The sequence below is a fragment of the Sporosarcina sp. FSL K6-1540 genome (genome assembly GCF_038620285.1).
In the GTDB taxonomy this organism is placed as follows: Bacteria; Bacillota; Bacilli; order Bacillales_A; family Planococcaceae; genus Sporosarcina; species Sporosarcina psychrophila.
Map to the genome: position 1 here is coordinate 1509987 of NZ_CP152018.1, position 15014 is coordinate 1525000.

The following is a 15014-nucleotide window of genomic DNA, read 5'->3' on the forward strand; positions in this document are numbered from 1 at the left end:
AGTTTAAGGACTACCCCCTGCCTTCTCATGCTTCCAACTCAAATTTATAACCTACGCGGATGACGGTACCTATATATCGACCTTCGGCACTTAGCTTGGCTCTTAATTTTTTGACGTGGGTATCTACTGTACGCAAATCCCCTAAATAATCGTATCCCCATACAGCGTCCAGAATATAATCACGGGATAAAACTTTACCGTAGTGCTTGATAAGAAAGAGAAGCAAATCATATTCCTTTGGTGACAAAGAAATCATATTTCCCGCCACGGAAATAGTATGAGCCATTCTGTTTACTACTAGATCGCCAAAGGTATGTATATCTCCTTCACGACCAATTGTACCTTCCGTTCTTTTCATTAATGCGGTAGCACGAGCCACTAATACCCTCGGACTAAAAGGCTTCGTCACATATTCATCGGCACCCAACTCGAACCCCATCAATTGATCATCGTCTTCCACCCTAGCTGTAATCATGATAATCGGTATGTCTGACTCCTTGCGAATGCGCCTGCATACCGACCACCCATCCATTTCCGGCATCATAATATCCAAAACAATCAGGTCAATGGAATTTTGTTCAAAAATATCCAGTGCGAGCATTCCGTTCTCCGCTTCGTATACTTCCCATTGCTCCTTTTTGAAATAATCCGTTATAAACTCACGCATCAGCGTATCATCTTCGACTAACAATATCTTTCTTTTCATAGCTTCACTCTCCACATCTATCCACGTCACCCTTTAACTATGGACATGATTCTAGTATATTTTCACGTACCCTACACCTCCGATAGTACTTTCTAGACCTAGTATAGAGGACTCCTGTGTACGTCGTGTGTACGTTGTATGGATTTCATAAACCAGTAAAGTCAAAACTTTTAAAGGACTTCTTCTAGCAATTACTAATTCACAACAAACAATTGTCTTAACTGAATCAGACTCTTGTTTTCTACAGTGTTACAATGTCACCGAGTTCTCAAGGTTTGTTTGACATTAACAGCCGCCTTCACACCAACTATGAATTTGGAAACCTCTCCATTATATGCGATATTCACAGAACAAGCGTTTCTATTACGGACCGAAAGATATGCAGTCATGAAACCCGTCATCCTATTATGTGGGTGATAAGGGTCAAGCAATATTTAAATTTTAATAAAGGCTATTGAATCTCTTGTTATGCAAGGTAAATAGACCATATACGCGTTCGACTTTTTTTAAAAGATTGTCGACCATAAAAAGTCCGCACCAATGAAAAGTGCGAGTTACGCGGTCTTGGAAGAACTTCGTTCACATATGTAAAAGGGAATGAGTCATCATTGTATTACTTGAGTGTGTATCCGACAATACAGAATTACTTGCAGAAATGTCAGTTTGGTTTGCTTTTAAAGCACATGTGAAACATCGTACATCTAAATTAAATATACTTGATGATGGAATATTAGAAGGTAGGCAAAAGCTCATTAGTTATTTGTATACGATGGATTTACTAAAAAAATCTCAATCTTGATCTGGAAGTTGAGCGGCTCTTTGCATTAATTGATGGTATCGCCATGCACGTAAATATAAAAATGCACATAACCCGATTAACAACCAGGATTTATGTGCATTTTCCCACTATACAATTGAGACTTTAATTAATGTGAAGCACCTAATAATGGGTTCTTGCTATTCAGCTTCGCCTTTCATTTTAGAATATCCTGATTATAGTTAGCCGCCATACAAATAAATACCGTGTATGTAGCTAGTAAAGGAATCAAAGCAAGTAACGGCGAAAGATAAATGACAATCAATAAAACCAAAATAATTCCGACCGTTGATAAAATTAATACAAGATCAGCTCTAGAAAACAAGCTTAGGGTGTCAATAACAATTCCTGCAGGACCAGTCATATAAACCGTCATACCAATTTGATCTTGTACCATTACTTTTATCTTCTTTATACTTACCTCTAATTCTTTGGAATCTAATGATCTTTATTTTCCGAGAAAAAGCTTGTGTGGGCCTGTGGCGGTAAAATACTGAAAGGTAGCATCTCTTTTAATCTATTGACTTCAGCAGCACTCACATTATCAAGTACCTCACCAATAACTTCCGTTTCACCTCACTACTTAATTGCCTGTGTCATGCGGGGCGGTTGATATCATCGCTACTCGCAAATATCGCGGTTCGGTATCTCCCTTTAGGAAACCTTGAATCACCCACATATACAATAAAAACGCTACTTTTAATGAATACGATACATCAATAGTAGATGGACCACTCAAAGGCCGAGTTCTAACACATCTCTAAATGTGTTAGAACTCGGCCTTCTACTATTCTTGTGCTTTTATCTAGCATTTCTTGTTGACTAGTCGCTCAAAGCAACAGACTGATGGATAAATTCTTCATTGACAATGGCCTGGTATAAGAAGTCGGCGACATCCGCACGAGAAATTGCACGGCCGCCTTTAGGAACCCCAATCGCTTCTTTACGGTATGTCCCTGTAAACGGTTTGTCGTTGAGTCCTAGGGGTCTTGCAATCGTCCATTGTAAATTATTATCTTTTAATACAGCCACTGCATTATGATGATCGTCTAGCACATTTCCAAGCAATTTTATCGTAATTTTCCCGATAACACCTGGTATTTCCTTGTCGATTCCTGCCGAAGCCATGTAAGCGATCCGCGACACTTGCTGTTCCTTCATACCTTGAGCGATGTTTTGCGTCATTTCATGAAGTATTGTCGTTTTTCGTAATCCAGTGTTCGTTCCAAGTGTTGAAATAACTGCATCATGCCCAAGAATAGCTTTTTTTACATCAGATGCATCTGTTGCATCCCCCTGTACAATCACAAGGTTCGGATTGGAAATGTTTAAGTTACTTGGGTTTCTTACGAATGCTGTGACCCTATGGTTGTCAGAAAGCGCTTGCTCAACAAGCAACTTCCCTGTTTTTCCAGAAGCTCCAAAAATGATGATTTTCATAAGTTCCCTCCAAGCTGAATTGGTTTACCATTATTTAACTCGTAAACTAATTCTAACATAACTATTAAAGTACGACCTCCTTCGAATTGGAATACTAAAAATCACTTTCCAGCATTGAGTAATTATTGCTAACAAATCCCCCGCCAACTTGTTCGGAATGAAAACATCACTTTTTCTAATCGATGTAAGCGTGGTTGTTTAATTAACAACTTCAATCTTTTGATTGTAAAAAACAGGTCTTAACTTAAGTCGATTAATCATCTTAAACCACCGATTACAATAAAGCTAGAACAAAAATAGGTAGTTAAAAAGGACTCAACAAATCTAAGGAAAGCTGCTCTTACTTAAGGTATATCACTTATCATTATTGAAAATGGATCAGCTTCAAGCAAACATGGCATAGCGCTTGGAAGCGTTTGAACTCATTTGGTCTATTGGATTAATCGTTTTGGAGTGCACCCACTACTGGTGGGGACCTCTCCTTATCCAAGATGAATGGTTCAATGGTTCCCTTGTTAAATTCCTCAATGTTTATATTTCAGCTATAGTTGGTCCTCGTCGTTCAGAGAAGTGAATTTAGACATATACATCAACAATATACTTTTCATTTTTCTCTCTGTACATCTCATTGCTTTAAAAAGTACTGATTGTTACACTGATCTTCATTTCTATATTCTATAAGATCGATAAAATCCCTATATTACATTGAATTGAGTAACCCATGAAGAAATAAAATATGGTGCCGTCATACATTAGATAACCTCCCCCATTTGGGCGATAATACAACTATCAGAACTAGCGTTTCATCGTAAAAAGAAAAGAGGTGTGGTCATGAAACCGGTCATCCCATTATGTGGATGATATGGGTCTAGCAACCTCTATACTTGAATAACATTTGTTGAATCCCTTACTTGATAAGAACTGTAGACCATATTTACGATAGACTTTTCCGAGTAAATAGTCTAACAATAACGAGGATTAGAAGATCAATCATTTTGGGTGAATTTATTACTGACTCCGTTAATATTTAACACTGACACAAATAAAGGGAAGAAAAACGCCTTAAATTAAGGCATTTTTCTTCCCTTTATTCAATTATTACTGCCCTGTTACACCTTCTCATTTGGCTATAAACAATCCGGTGGTTCAATAAGAGTACTATGAAAGTTCATTTACTAGTTGTTCTGTTGTAATTATTTTCGCGAACTCCTCATGCAAAGTTGCAATAGAAACATTGTGTATCACTTCTGCATCGTAATATGTACCATTTTGATCCGTCATACCAAAGGCTGCTGTTGCATCTGAAATAAGGTATGTATTGAATCCTAAATTACCGCTCATTCTTGTAGTCGTAGAAACACAATGAGGCGTGGTCAATCCTGCGATTACAACCGTTGAGATATCATTTTGTTTTAGATATTCTTCTAAATTTGTACCAATAAAACCGCTATTTACTTTCTTTGTGATCACTACTTCTTCAGCAGTAGGTTCAACCAATTTTTTAATTGCAAATCCAGCATTCTTAGGATGAAATACGGAATCTGGATTATCTGACATATGTTGAATATGGATTACTTTCCACCCTTTTTCCCTCCATAATGTCAGGATCTCACTAATATTTTCTTCGGCATGAAGATTATTTCGTTCTCCCCATTTTTTATCATCGAAAGCTTTTTGCACATCTATGATAATTAAAGCTTGGTTTCTTTTATCCATCACTAATCCTCCTAATTTCCCATACAATTAAAACATACAGACTAATCACGATTTAATCAATCATTTGTAGCTTGTATCCTCCACTAATTAAATGATTACTTCAATGCATTGATTAATGGTAAAAAAAAGAATAAAGGAATATTAATGACTTTATGAAAACTTTATCAAAGCTTTATAAAATTACTATCTAGTCATTACGAACACATTAACTTCCTCTTGTACGATTAATAAAAAGAGGGAGGAATTTTTATGGTGAATATAAGTTTACGCGAAAACGGCATTTTAAAAATAAGTAAATCAGGTAAAAGAGGATGACCGAAACCAGAAATGTACCTATCAGAAAAATAATTATTTTTGCACTTACTTATTGTCTTATTTTTGCAATTCGTTTCTTCCAGCATCTGTATACGGTCGAAGTAAGGTCAGCCATGACACTCATGTTATATACCGTGCTTTTTATCGCAGGAATCTTTTTATTTCGCCAGCATCTGGCTGATAGTTGGCAACTTCTGAAGAAATCCATTTCTCGTAGCTTATTGTTACTGATTGGCTTCTACTTCATTTTCATCTTATTTTCTGTTTTGGCTTACTACTTGTTACCTATCGGTGATGCAACCAATGATCAAAATGTTTATCAGATCGCAAGGGCATTTCCTCCAATTCTCATTCTCGCTATTCTTGGTATTATGGGGCCGATAGTAGAAGAATTTGTATACCGGCATTTGCTGATCTACAGATTATCAAGTCGTATACCCGTATGGGGTTGTGTGTTGCTATCAAGCATTTTGTTTGGATTACTGCATATGCACAGTTTCTCTGACCTCACAAACATCGTGCCTTATTTAACAATTAGCCTTATACTTGGCACATTGTACGTCGTTTCTAAATACAACTTGCTTGTTCCAATTATTTTTCATACATTTAACAATCTAAGCGCCTTGATCCCACTAGTCCTGTATACGTAAAATGACATTTTAGTTTAAATCAAGCAGTAAAATCTACACCAGAGGAGGCCTGACGTTGAATAAGAAAGTCTTAATAATTGAGGATGAGACTGAACTAGCAGATATAATTAGGGATTATCTCAAGAAGGATAACTTTGAAGTTATCATCTGCAATTCAGGGAATGAAGCGTTAACCATTTTCAATAAAGTGCAGCCTGATATTATTTTGCTAGATTTGATGTTGCCAGGAATTGATGGGTTAGAAATTTTGAGGAATATTCGGCTACAGTCTACACTGCCTGTCATTATTACCAGTGCAAAGGAAACAGAACTAGATCGTATCTTAGGGTTAGGATTAGGCGCGGATGATTACGTGGTGAAGCCGTTTTCTATAAAGGAACTTGTAGCAAGGGTAAAAGCCCAACTAAGAAGAGCAACGACATTTACGAACTTACAAACTGATGAAAAGTCAGTATTAAAATTTTGCGATATACAAGTAAATAGGATATCCAGAGTAGTCAAAAAATCCGGAGTTGAAATTCAATTTACCGCAAAAGAGTTTGATATCCTTTCATTCCTGTTGTCCCATCCAAATCAAGTTTTTTCAAAACAGCATCTGTATGATCAAGTATGGGGATTTGATGAATACGGGGACTTAAACACTGTAGTTATCCATATTCAAAAAATTAGAGATAAACTCGCGTTGGCTAATTGCATCGTCACTGTTCGTAGTGTAGGTTATCGGTTTAACGGTGATTTACTATGAAACGAGGATTAATATCGACATTAAAATCTATTCTCATCCTGCTCATAATTTCGCCTTTGCTTATGGGCCTATTACTGGTGGGATTTAGTTCGTCAAGAGAACAATTACTTTTCATTATTTCTATAAGCCTCTTTTTTGCTATTCCTTATATTCTTGTAACAATGGTGCTAACCCGTTTTATAAAAATAAGAGTGGTTAAGCCTTTAGAGGAATTAACACAAGTATCGAACGAAATTCTTTCAGGAAACCTCGATTTCCCCATTAATTATGATCGAAATGATGAGATTGGTAGATTTGCTACTCATTTTGAAAAAATGCGATTGAGTTTAAAGAAAAACAAGGCGGAACAAATGGTCTTTGAACAAAAACGTAGACAGTTTATCACAAACATTACCCATGATTTAAAGACACCCTTAGCCTCTATCAGTGGTTATGTTGAGGGGTTAGGAGATGGGATGGCTGTTGACGAAGAAGACTTTCAAAAATACCTAAAAGTGATTGATAAAAAAGTGAAAGAACTGGATACTTTGATTGGTCAATTAAAGGTATTCAATGAATCCGAGGGAGATCAGCTACCTACAAAGGGTGAAGTGCTCTATGCAAAGGACCTTCTAGAAGATTTATACGAAACGTGTGGGGTGGATGTAGCCTTACAGGGAATACCTTGTGTTCTGATCAATGAAATAGAGAATGATTGTCGAATTAAAGTGGATCAGGACCATATGCAAAGGGTGGTTAGTAATTTAGTCAATAACGCTACCAGGTATGCAATGAATACATTTGAAATGAAAGGCTGGAATAATCATCAAACGATTTACATTTCGGTTGCAAATGATGGACATCACTTGCAACCGGAAGAGTTATCTAAACTATTTGATAGATATTATTCTGGTGAATATAGAAATGGAAACCCTAAAGGACATCTAGGGATTGGGTTGAGTATATCAAAGAATCTAGTTCATTTAATGCAAGGTGAAATAAAAGCTTCTATAAATAAGAATAGATTTATCATAACGATTGAATTGCCGATTTATGATGAAGGAATTTAAAAAGAATTACAACTCTTTATATATCATATTGCTGAAGAAAATAATTACAGTATCTTGTCTTTATAAAGTACCTTGTTCACATGATGTCTTACTGTTTTATGACCGGCTGTAGTTCCTTTACCAATCGCTATAAGCAAAACGTCTAAATACCTTTCAGATATATTTAAAGTCGCCTTTAATTGTTTAGAATCATAACCTGACATAGTGATTGTTTCAAAACCAGCTTCATTTGCTAATAAAATTAAGGACATTGAAGCAAGACTTACATCTCTAGTTAATTCTAACTTTAAATCTTCAGCTGATTTATTTGCATAGTAATTAATTGCAGCATTCGCTAGGTGGTCCCTTAATGATTCATCAAAATAGCCTGCTTGAAAGCCCTCCTCATGTATCTTAATGATACTATCCTTATCAAAAGCTTGATAATCACCAAGAATGACAATACGGTATCAACAATATTAATTCTACTTGTCACTTCTCAACTATTTGTTGAGTATTGTCTTTTCTACTTGAAAACCAAATAAACTTCCACATAGCTTAGCACTAATTTTCACCCTAACTATTGATTAGAAAACCTTCTCAATCTATGAGATAATAGGAGAACTAACGTTTTTTCCTTATCAGTGAAAGAGGTCTTGTCATGAAACCAGTAATTTTAGCCGAAAAGCCAAGCCAAGCGAAGGCATACGCAGACGCTTTTTCTGTACGGCGACATGAAGGCTATTTAGAGTTATTGCCCTCCCCTATTTTTTCTGAAGGTGCATATATTACATGGGGAATCGGCCATCTTGTCGAACTAAAAGAACCTAAAGAGTACGATCCGAAATGGGCCAAGTGGTCGCTTGCCAGTTTGCCAATATTGCCGGAACGCTATGAGTTTCAGGTCGCAAAGGATAAAACCAAGCAGTTCGCCATTGTAAAAAAGCTGATTAAAGCTACTGATACTGTCATTAATGCTTGTGATGTGGACCGTGAAGGATCGAATATCTTCTATAGTATTTATTATCAAACAGGCGCCAAAAACCAAACGATAAAGCGGCTTTGGATTAATTCGCTGGAAGTCGATGAAGTGCGCAAAGGATTCGCGAATTTACAAGACAATCGCAAAGATCTTCTGATGTATGAGGAGGCGAAAGCCCGACAAATTAGTGACTGGCTTGTCGGGATGAATGGTTCTCGGCTCTATTCCCTTCTGTTGCAAGCACGCGGCATTCGAGATGTGTTTTCAATCGGACGTGTGCAATCGCCGACTGTTTACCTTATTTATCAGCGGCAAATAGAAATTGAAGCATTCGTTTCTGAACCATTTTATGAAATCGAAGCGACGTTTACTGCCGCAAACGGGACATATAAAGGTAAGGCCAAAGCAAAGGATTCGAAAAGAGAAATTATCCGGGACCTTCTCGCAAAACATAATATCCATCCGAAATCACCTGGTGTAGTTACTTCGGTAGAAACGGTCGATAAACGGACGCCGCCTCCACAGCTACATGCACTGTCTACACTACAGGCAACGGCAAACCGCCTATGGAAAATAAGTCCTGCGAATGTATTGAAGACAATGCAAGGGCTCTATGAAAAGAAGCTCGTGACGTATCCAAGGACGGATTCCAGGTATATCACACCAAGTGAATTCACCTATCTCGCTGGACAAGTAACCGAGTATCAGCAGCTTATCGGTCATACTTTCCCTGTCGCATCACTCGCTCCGAAAAAGCGCTATGTCGACAGTTCAAAAGTACAGGAGCATTATGCAATCATTCCAACGAAGAAAATTCCTTCACAAGGGGTACTTGCTGGGCTCTCGACCATCGAGCGTAACTTATATGAAGAAGTTGTCCGCACCACACTCGCTATGTTCCATACTGATTATCTGTACACTGAAACGAAAGTGACGACAGAAGTCAACAAGCTCCCATTCTTCACAATCGGGAAGACGGAACGCGATAAGGGCTGGAAAGCATTGTTCATCCGTTCGGCGAAAGAAAATGACAAAGACAAGGACGAGCCAACGCTACCGCCACTTGTGATGCACGAACCTGTGGAAAGTGATATCGGCATTAAAGAAGGCAAAACGATGCCGCCGAAACCGTATACAGAAGGCCAACTTATCGCGATGATGAAAACATGCGGAAAACTTGTCGAGGATAAAAAAGAGACCGATATTTTAAAAGAAATTGAAGGACTCGGTACAGAAGCTACCCGAAGTGGAATCATCGAAACGATCAAACGGCATGCTTATATCGACGTAACAAAAAACATCGTTTCCATTACGGATAAAGGGCGCATTCTCTGCCAAGCAATCGAAGGGAATCTTCTCGCAAGCCCGTCCATGACTGCTAAATGGGAAGCGTATTTACGAAAGATCGGCAATGGTGAAGGAACACAGGAACGTTTTCTCGGCAGCATTGCGAAGTTCATCAACAGCTTATTGGAAGAAGTACCGGGCCAATTAAACGCCAAGCCCATTGATGCAAAACTAGCCGCCAATGTAGTGAGCAAGATGCCTCAACGGACCTCCTATCAACAAGTCGAAGTCGCTCCATGCCCTGCTTGTAAAGAAGGTATGATTATTGCACGCAAAGAATTCTACGGTTGCAGTGCCTACGCAAGTGGTTGCAAGCAGACTTTTCCTGCTGTCTTTTTGAAAAAAAAGCTCACGCCTACTCAAGTTAAACTTCTCTGCACGAAAGGAAAAACGAATGTTATAAAAGGTTTCGTCTCCAATTCTGATAAGAAGTTTGATGCGAGCTTAACGCTCGTTAACGGGAAAATAAATATTGAGTTTTAATTTCACACAAAAAAGTCACCTCCTTTTTAAATCAAGGAAGTGACTTTTTGTGTTGAATTAATCTATCATATTGTAATCGCTTATCGCTTACTTTCTTTTTCAGTTAAAAATGTAATAATAACAAACAATGCAAAGCTAATGAGTAAAATTGTTCCGCCAACGATGTACAGAATAAGTGACAGTGTTTCATTCACCCCAAACGGTCGCATGAATTGTAGCCACATACCTGACGTCAGACCGATTGCTCCGATAATTCCCGTCCATCCATGAATCGCAATCAGTTTTTTTGCTCGGACTTTGTAAATTCGATAGAAGACGCCCCAAGCAAATAGAGACAACCAACCAACTAATAGAATGTGCGCGTGAATTGGACGGAATGCAGGTGATCCTGCTCCGGCCATATGTGAACCTAATACTGTACCGATCAAACCAAAAATTGCTGCTATACGAATCAATCGTAGACTCCATTTTGCTTCCATATTAAATTCCTCCTGTAATGTTAATGTTATACCCATATCTTAAACATCCTATATGAACGCAAGATGAACAGGACATTACAACTTCGGAAACACCACAGTAAAAGTCGTACCCTGCCCTTTACGACTAACAGCGTTAATTGTTCCACCATGCAGTTTAACAACCTGCATGACGATCGATAAGCCAAGTCCTGTTCCGCCTGTTTCCTGTGTTCTCGAGTCATCTGCTCGGTAAAAACGGTCAAAAATGCGCTCAAGTCCCTCTTCATCAATGCCAATTCCATTGTCTTGGATAAGAACTGTAACATGATCCGGCTGTTCGGTTAACACGACTTCAATCGCACCGCCAATCTCTGTATACTTTAGTGCGTTCGATAGCAGGTTTTCCCAAACTTTCTCAAGAAATGCAGGGTCTCCGGTGAAACGAACTTCTTCAAGATCCATTTCTAACGTCATTTCTTTCACTTCAAGCAACCATCTAAACTTGCGGACCGTCTCCTTCAACTGCATGTCCAAGTCAAAGGTCTTCTTTTCGAGTGGGGATGATAACTGATCGAGTGATGTGAGAAGCAGCAACTGTTTCGTCAATGAAGACAATCGTTCCGTTTCGGATTGGATAACGTTAGCATAACTTTTCCGTGAATCTTCCGTGAGTTTATCGTCCAACAACAGCTCTGCATATCCTTTTATATTAAGCAACGGTGACTGGAAATCATGCGACACATCGCTTATGAATTCTTTGCGTATCCGATCATTTTCACTAAGTTTCCTCGTCATCAGCTGAAAGCTTTTCGCCAGTTGCCCAATTTCATCTTTTCGATTAATATCGAGCGTTCCAGAGAACTGTTCTTCGCCAACTTTTTTCGTCGCGGCAGTTAACTCTGTAATGGGATCAATCAACATTTTAGCCACAATCAGCATCGCCAGCAAACTGATAATTGCCATGATCAGCACCATCCCACCAAGGATATAGTGCACTTCCGTAAAGAGCATCTTAATGTCTGGGCGTAGAAAAAGGGCGTATGTTTCCCCATTATATTCAAAGGGCACCCCCACGGTGTTTGCTAATTCATTCGAGAAAAATCCGGTTACGAACGTTTCGCCTGGGAGATCTCTCATCCCGTGATACACGTCACCATTCAATACCTGTTCTACAACGTTGTTTGAAAGATTTTCTACCCGAAATGCTTCCCCATACATCGTGGCTTCTTGGTTTTCATTGACAACGTAGAGCTTATACCCGACCGCAGACTGCGTTTCAAGGTAATTTACCAGATCTAATTCCTTATCCGATTCAATGAATGACGCAATGCTTTTCGCAATGCTCATATTCTTCTCGTCGTTTTGCCCTTTCAACTGTTGATGGTAATATGTATTGACCGCTAGAAATGCAATCAGCGCACTTGCTATCATGATAACGGTTGTCATCGCGATAAATTTTCCGTACAGCGATCTCATGATGGTGACACTTCAAGCTTATACCCAACACCTCGCACTGTTAAGATGGTCACTTCCCCTGTCAGCTTCACCAATTTGTCTCGAATTCGCTTGATATGAACGTTTAACGTCTGTTCATCGCCCTCATAGTCATAACCCCATACCCGTTCAATTAGTATTTCCCTTGTAAATACATGATTTGACCGTGATGCCAAAACCGAAAGTAATTCAAACTCCTTTAACGGCAGAAGAAGCACTTTCTTGCCAACAGAGACTTCATAGCTCTGCCGATTTATTTTCATCGGTCCAGCTTGAATGAACACATCAACTGCTTTATCGTATCTACGCAAAATTGCATTTATCCGAAATAACAATTCTCTCGGCTCGAACGGTTTTACAACATAATCATCGGAACCCGCAAGGAACCCTTTTTCCTTATCTTCTAGCTCCCCTTTGGCCGTCAGCAATAAAACCGGTATATCCGCCTCTGCCCTAAGCTTCTTCGTCAACTTATAGCCGTCCATTCTTGGCATCATCACGTCCACGACTGCCAAATCAGGTAAGTCCTTTTCCAATAACTCCAGCGCCTCAAAACCATCCGATGCTTTCATAACTGTATACCCGGCCTGTGTCAGCTGAATGCTCACAAGCTCCAAAATATTAGGATCATCGTCTACCACCAATATCTTCATCATGTTACGCGCCTCCTCTTTCTACCGGATGACCTCCGCCATTCCGCATTTAACAAACCTGACAGCAAAATAATAACCGCCGTCAAATAAAACCAAATAACAAGTAGGATAATACCCGACAATTGTCCATATAAGCGAGTATAGTCAACGTTCGAAACATAGCTCCCAAACACAAGTGAAAATAACTGCCAACCAATAGCAGAAAAGAGTGCTCCCGGAAGTGCTTCTTTAAACCTCATCTTACCTGTTGGCACCACTTTATAAAACAATAAGAAGAATAGAAACAGAAATAACGTTCCCAAACCCCATTTAACATTCGGCCAAATATAAAACCAACCTTGCCATTCCTCAATCGTATCGTAATAAGTCACAACTCTATATAAAGCCTTTTCGATAATTGGAAGAAACAATGATAACGGAATGACTAACATAAAAAGAAGCGTTACTCCAAGATCACGTATCAGTACTTTCCAATATGCATAGCGACGTACATAGCCATTCGCCAGGTCAAGTGAACGTGCAAGCGACTGTACAGCCATGGAAGTAATCCAGAACGCTGCTACAAGGCTTGCATATAGCACCTTCCCATGCCCTTTATTGAGAACCGCACGAACATTTTCCTCTATTACAGTAAACGCTTCATCAGGCGTGAAAGGCCTGAGAAATGTCAAAAGCATCTCTTCATCAACGGGAAACAAACTGAGTAAGGAAAGGATGAAAAGAAAAAATGGAAACATGGACAATAAAAGATAGTATGCAGTCTGTGCTGCCTGATCAAAAAAGCGTTCATTAAAAAAACGAACCACTACATTTTTAATAATTGTCATTTGCAACCCCCTCTACTTCAATATACCCTATTCTAAAGAATGCCATAGGATAACTATAAAGGGATATAGAATATTTATAGAGGTGAATTGTATTAAGTTATTGGTTGAGAGTAGGTGCCTCCGACCGATCAGATAATCCTGGTAACGATCATATCCATTGCTAGCCGATCATATAACACTGGTAACGATCATATCCCATTGCTAACCGATCATATAATCATGGCAACGATCATATCCCATTGCTAACCAATCACATAACACTGGAATCGATCATATCCCATTGCTAACCAATCACATAACACTGGAATCGATCAAATCCCATTGCTAATTAATCACATATCTCATCCTTAACCAATTATATAACCAATGAGATTAATTCCAAATGCAGATTTCCGACAATAAAGAACTATTCCTTTTTTCGACCACATACCCATAAACTCTCCAAAAAGTTAACATTAAAAATAAATACAAAAAAACCACTACCTATAAGGTAATGGCCTTTCAATGAGACCGGCGGCGTCCTACTCTCGCAGGGGGAAACCCCCAACTACCATCGGCGCTGAAGAGCTTAACTTCCGTGTTCGGGATGGGAACGGGTGTGACCTCTTCGCAATCGTCACCAGACTCTTTGAGCTTGTTCGCTCAAAACTGAATAAAACAGACATTGTGCTACACGAATCAGGGTAATCAAGCCCTTTTCAAAATTGGTTAAGTCCTCGATCGATTAGTATCCGTCAGCTCCACACGTCGCCGTGCTTCCACCCCAGACCTATCAACCTCATCTTCTTTGAGGGATCTTACTTACTTGCGTAATGGGAAATCTCATCTCGAGGGGGGCTTCATGCTTAGATGCTTTCAGCATTTATCCCGTCCATACATAGCTACCCAGCGATGCCTTTGGCAAGACAACTGGTACACCAGAGGTATGTCCATCCCGGTCCTCTCGTACTAAGGACAGCTCCTCTCAAATTTCCTGCGCCCGCGACGGATAGGGACCGAACTGTCTCACGACGTTCTGAACCCAGCTCGCGTACCGCTTTAATGGGCGAACAGCCCAACCCTTGGGACCGACTACAGCCCCAGGATGCGATGAGCCGACATCGAGGTGCCAAACCTCCCCGTCGATGTGGACTCTTGGGGGAGATAAGCCTGTTATCCCCGGGGTAGCTTTTATCCGTTGAGCGATGGCCCTTCCATGCGGAACCACCGGATCACTAAGCCCGTCTTTCGACCCTGCTCGACTTGTAGGTCTCGCAGTCAAGCTCCCTTATGCCTTTGCACTCTACGAATGATGTCCAACCATTCTGAGGGAACCTTTGGGCGCCTCCGTTACTCTTTAGGAGGCGACCGCCC

Annotated in this window: 13 protein-coding genes and 2 rRNA genes (1 of these 15 only partly in view); 4 read left to right on the forward strand and 11 right to left on the reverse strand. The window is 39.6% G+C overall.

Features of this window, described 5'->3' with window-relative positions:
* Positions 1-25: 25 nt before the first annotated feature.
* From MKY15_RS06820 to MKY15_RS06835, 4 genes are all read right to left on the reverse strand, one after another.
* A complete protein-coding gene (locus MKY15_RS06820; protein ID WP_342539306.1) occupies positions 26-706 on the reverse strand; it encodes a response regulator transcription factor in 681 nt (226 codons plus the stop codon).
* A 974-nt stretch (positions 707-1680) separates the two neighbouring features.
* Entirely contained in the window at positions 1681-1920 is a 240-nt protein-coding gene (locus MKY15_RS06825) for an MMPL family transporter (protein ID WP_187046215.1), read from the reverse strand.
* A 425-nt stretch (positions 1921-2345) separates the two neighbouring features.
* Entirely contained in the window at positions 2346-2963 is a 618-nt protein-coding gene (locus tag MKY15_RS06830) for an NAD(P)-binding oxidoreductase (protein ID WP_067213703.1), read from the reverse strand.
* A gap of 1158 nt (positions 2964-4121) precedes the next feature.
* Complete coding sequence (locus MKY15_RS06835) at positions 4122-4679, reverse strand: cysteine hydrolase family protein (RefSeq protein WP_067213704.1); 558 nt, start codon at positions 4677-4679, stop codon at positions 4122-4124.
* Between the two features lie 311 nt (positions 4680-4990).
* Between MKY15_RS06835 and MKY15_RS06840 the strand changes: the two genes are divergently transcribed.
* The 3 genes from MKY15_RS06840 to MKY15_RS06850 are packed head-to-tail and all read left to right on the forward strand — an operon-like array spanning position 4991 to position 7438.
* On the forward strand, positions 4991-5644 hold the full coding sequence (locus MKY15_RS06840; protein WP_187046217.1) for a type II CAAX endopeptidase family protein: 654 nt from the start codon (positions 4991-4993) through the stop codon (positions 5642-5644).
* Between the two features lie 55 nt (positions 5645-5699).
* Entirely contained in the window at positions 5700-6389 is a 690-nt protein-coding gene (locus MKY15_RS06845; protein ID WP_342539307.1) for a response regulator transcription factor, read from the forward strand.
* Positions 6386-7438, forward strand: coding sequence for a HAMP domain-containing sensor histidine kinase (locus MKY15_RS06850; RefSeq protein WP_067213707.1), 1053 nt, complete (start codon positions 6386-6388; stop codon positions 7436-7438). Before MKY15_RS06845 ends, MKY15_RS06850 begins: the two co-directional genes overlap by 4 nt.
* A gap of 44 nt (positions 7439-7482) precedes the next feature.
* Here MKY15_RS06850 and MKY15_RS06855 read toward each other — a convergent pair whose 3' ends face one another.
* On the reverse strand, positions 7483-7881 hold the full coding sequence (locus MKY15_RS06855; protein ID WP_342539720.1) for a nitroreductase family protein: 399 nt from the start codon (positions 7879-7881) through the stop codon (positions 7483-7485).
* A 197-nt stretch (positions 7882-8078) separates the two neighbouring features.
* Here MKY15_RS06855 and topB point away from each other — a divergent pair, with 197 nt between their 5' ends.
* Positions 8079-10229, forward strand: coding sequence for a DNA topoisomerase III (gene topB / locus MKY15_RS06860; RefSeq protein WP_338654522.1), 2151 nt, complete (start codon positions 8079-8081; stop codon positions 10227-10229).
* An 80-nt stretch (positions 10230-10309) separates the two neighbouring features.
* Here the strand turns inward: topB and MKY15_RS06865 are convergent, their stop codons facing one another.
* From MKY15_RS06865 to MKY15_RS06890, 6 genes are all read right to left on the reverse strand, one after another.
* Positions 10310-10708, reverse strand: coding sequence for a hypothetical protein (locus MKY15_RS06865; RefSeq protein ID WP_067213709.1), 399 nt, complete (start codon positions 10706-10708; stop codon positions 10310-10312).
* 75 nt (positions 10709-10783) lie between these two features.
* Entirely contained in the window at positions 10784-12163 is a 1380-nt protein-coding gene (locus MKY15_RS06870; protein ID WP_342539308.1) for a HAMP domain-containing sensor histidine kinase, read from the reverse strand.
* The gene (locus MKY15_RS06875; protein ID WP_067214109.1) at positions 12160-12834 is read right to left on the reverse strand and encodes a response regulator transcription factor; all 675 of its coding nucleotides are present in this window, start codon (positions 12832-12834) and stop codon (positions 12160-12162) included. Before MKY15_RS06875 ends, MKY15_RS06870 begins: the two co-directional genes overlap by 4 nt.
* Positions 12834-13661 (reverse strand): YihY/virulence factor BrkB family protein, encoded by an 828-nt coding sequence (locus MKY15_RS06880; RefSeq protein ID WP_342539309.1) that lies wholly within the window; start codon positions 13659-13661, stop codon positions 12834-12836. The genes MKY15_RS06875 and MKY15_RS06880 overlap by 1 nt, the downstream gene beginning before the upstream one ends.
* Positions 13662-14169: 508 nt before the next feature.
* A 5S ribosomal RNA gene (gene rrf, locus MKY15_RS06885) occupies positions 14170-14285 on the reverse strand.
* An 80-nt stretch (positions 14286-14365) separates the two neighbouring features.
* Positions 14366-15014 (reverse strand): 23S ribosomal RNA (locus MKY15_RS06890) (it continues 2283 nt past the right edge of the window).

Excerpts from the sequence above, each read along its gene's own strand:
- MKY15_RS06880 (WP_342539309.1), bottom strand. The coding sequence starts at position 13,661 with ATGACAATTATTAAAAATGTAGTGGTTCGTTTTTTTAATGAACGCTTT.
- MKY15_RS06850 (WP_067213707.1), top strand. The coding sequence starts at position 6,386 with ATGAAACGAGGATTAATATCGACATTAAAATCTATTCTCATCCTGCTC.
- MKY15_RS06865 (WP_067213709.1), bottom strand. The coding sequence starts at position 10,708 with ATGGAAGCAAAATGGAGTCTACGATTGATTCGTATAGCAGCAATTTTT.
- MKY15_RS06820 (WP_342539306.1), bottom strand. The coding sequence starts at position 706 with ATGAAAAGAAAGATATTGTTAGTCGAAGATGATACGCTGATGCGTGAG.
- MKY15_RS06840 (WP_187046217.1), top strand. The coding sequence starts at position 4,991 with ATGACCGAAACCAGAAATGTACCTATCAGAAAAATAATTATTTTTGCA.
- MKY15_RS06830 (WP_067213703.1), bottom strand. The coding sequence starts at position 2,963 with ATGAAAATCATCATTTTTGGAGCTTCTGGAAAAACAGGGAAGTTGCTT.
- MKY15_RS06875 (WP_067214109.1), bottom strand. The coding sequence starts at position 12,834 with ATGAAGATATTGGTGGTAGACGATGATCCTAATATTTTGGAGCTTGTG.
- MKY15_RS06870 (WP_342539308.1), bottom strand. The coding sequence starts at position 12,163 with ATGAGATCGCTGTACGGAAAATTTATCGCGATGACAACCGTTATCATG.
- MKY15_RS06835 (WP_067213704.1), bottom strand. The coding sequence starts at position 4,679 with ATGGATAAAAGAAACCAAGCTTTAATTATCATAGATGTGCAAAAAGCT.
- MKY15_RS06825 (WP_187046215.1), bottom strand. The coding sequence starts at position 1,920 with ATGGTACAAGATCAAATTGGTATGACGGTTTATATGACTGGTCCTGCA.
- topB (WP_338654522.1), top strand. The coding sequence starts at position 8,079 with ATGAAACCAGTAATTTTAGCCGAAAAGCCAAGCCAAGCGAAGGCATAC.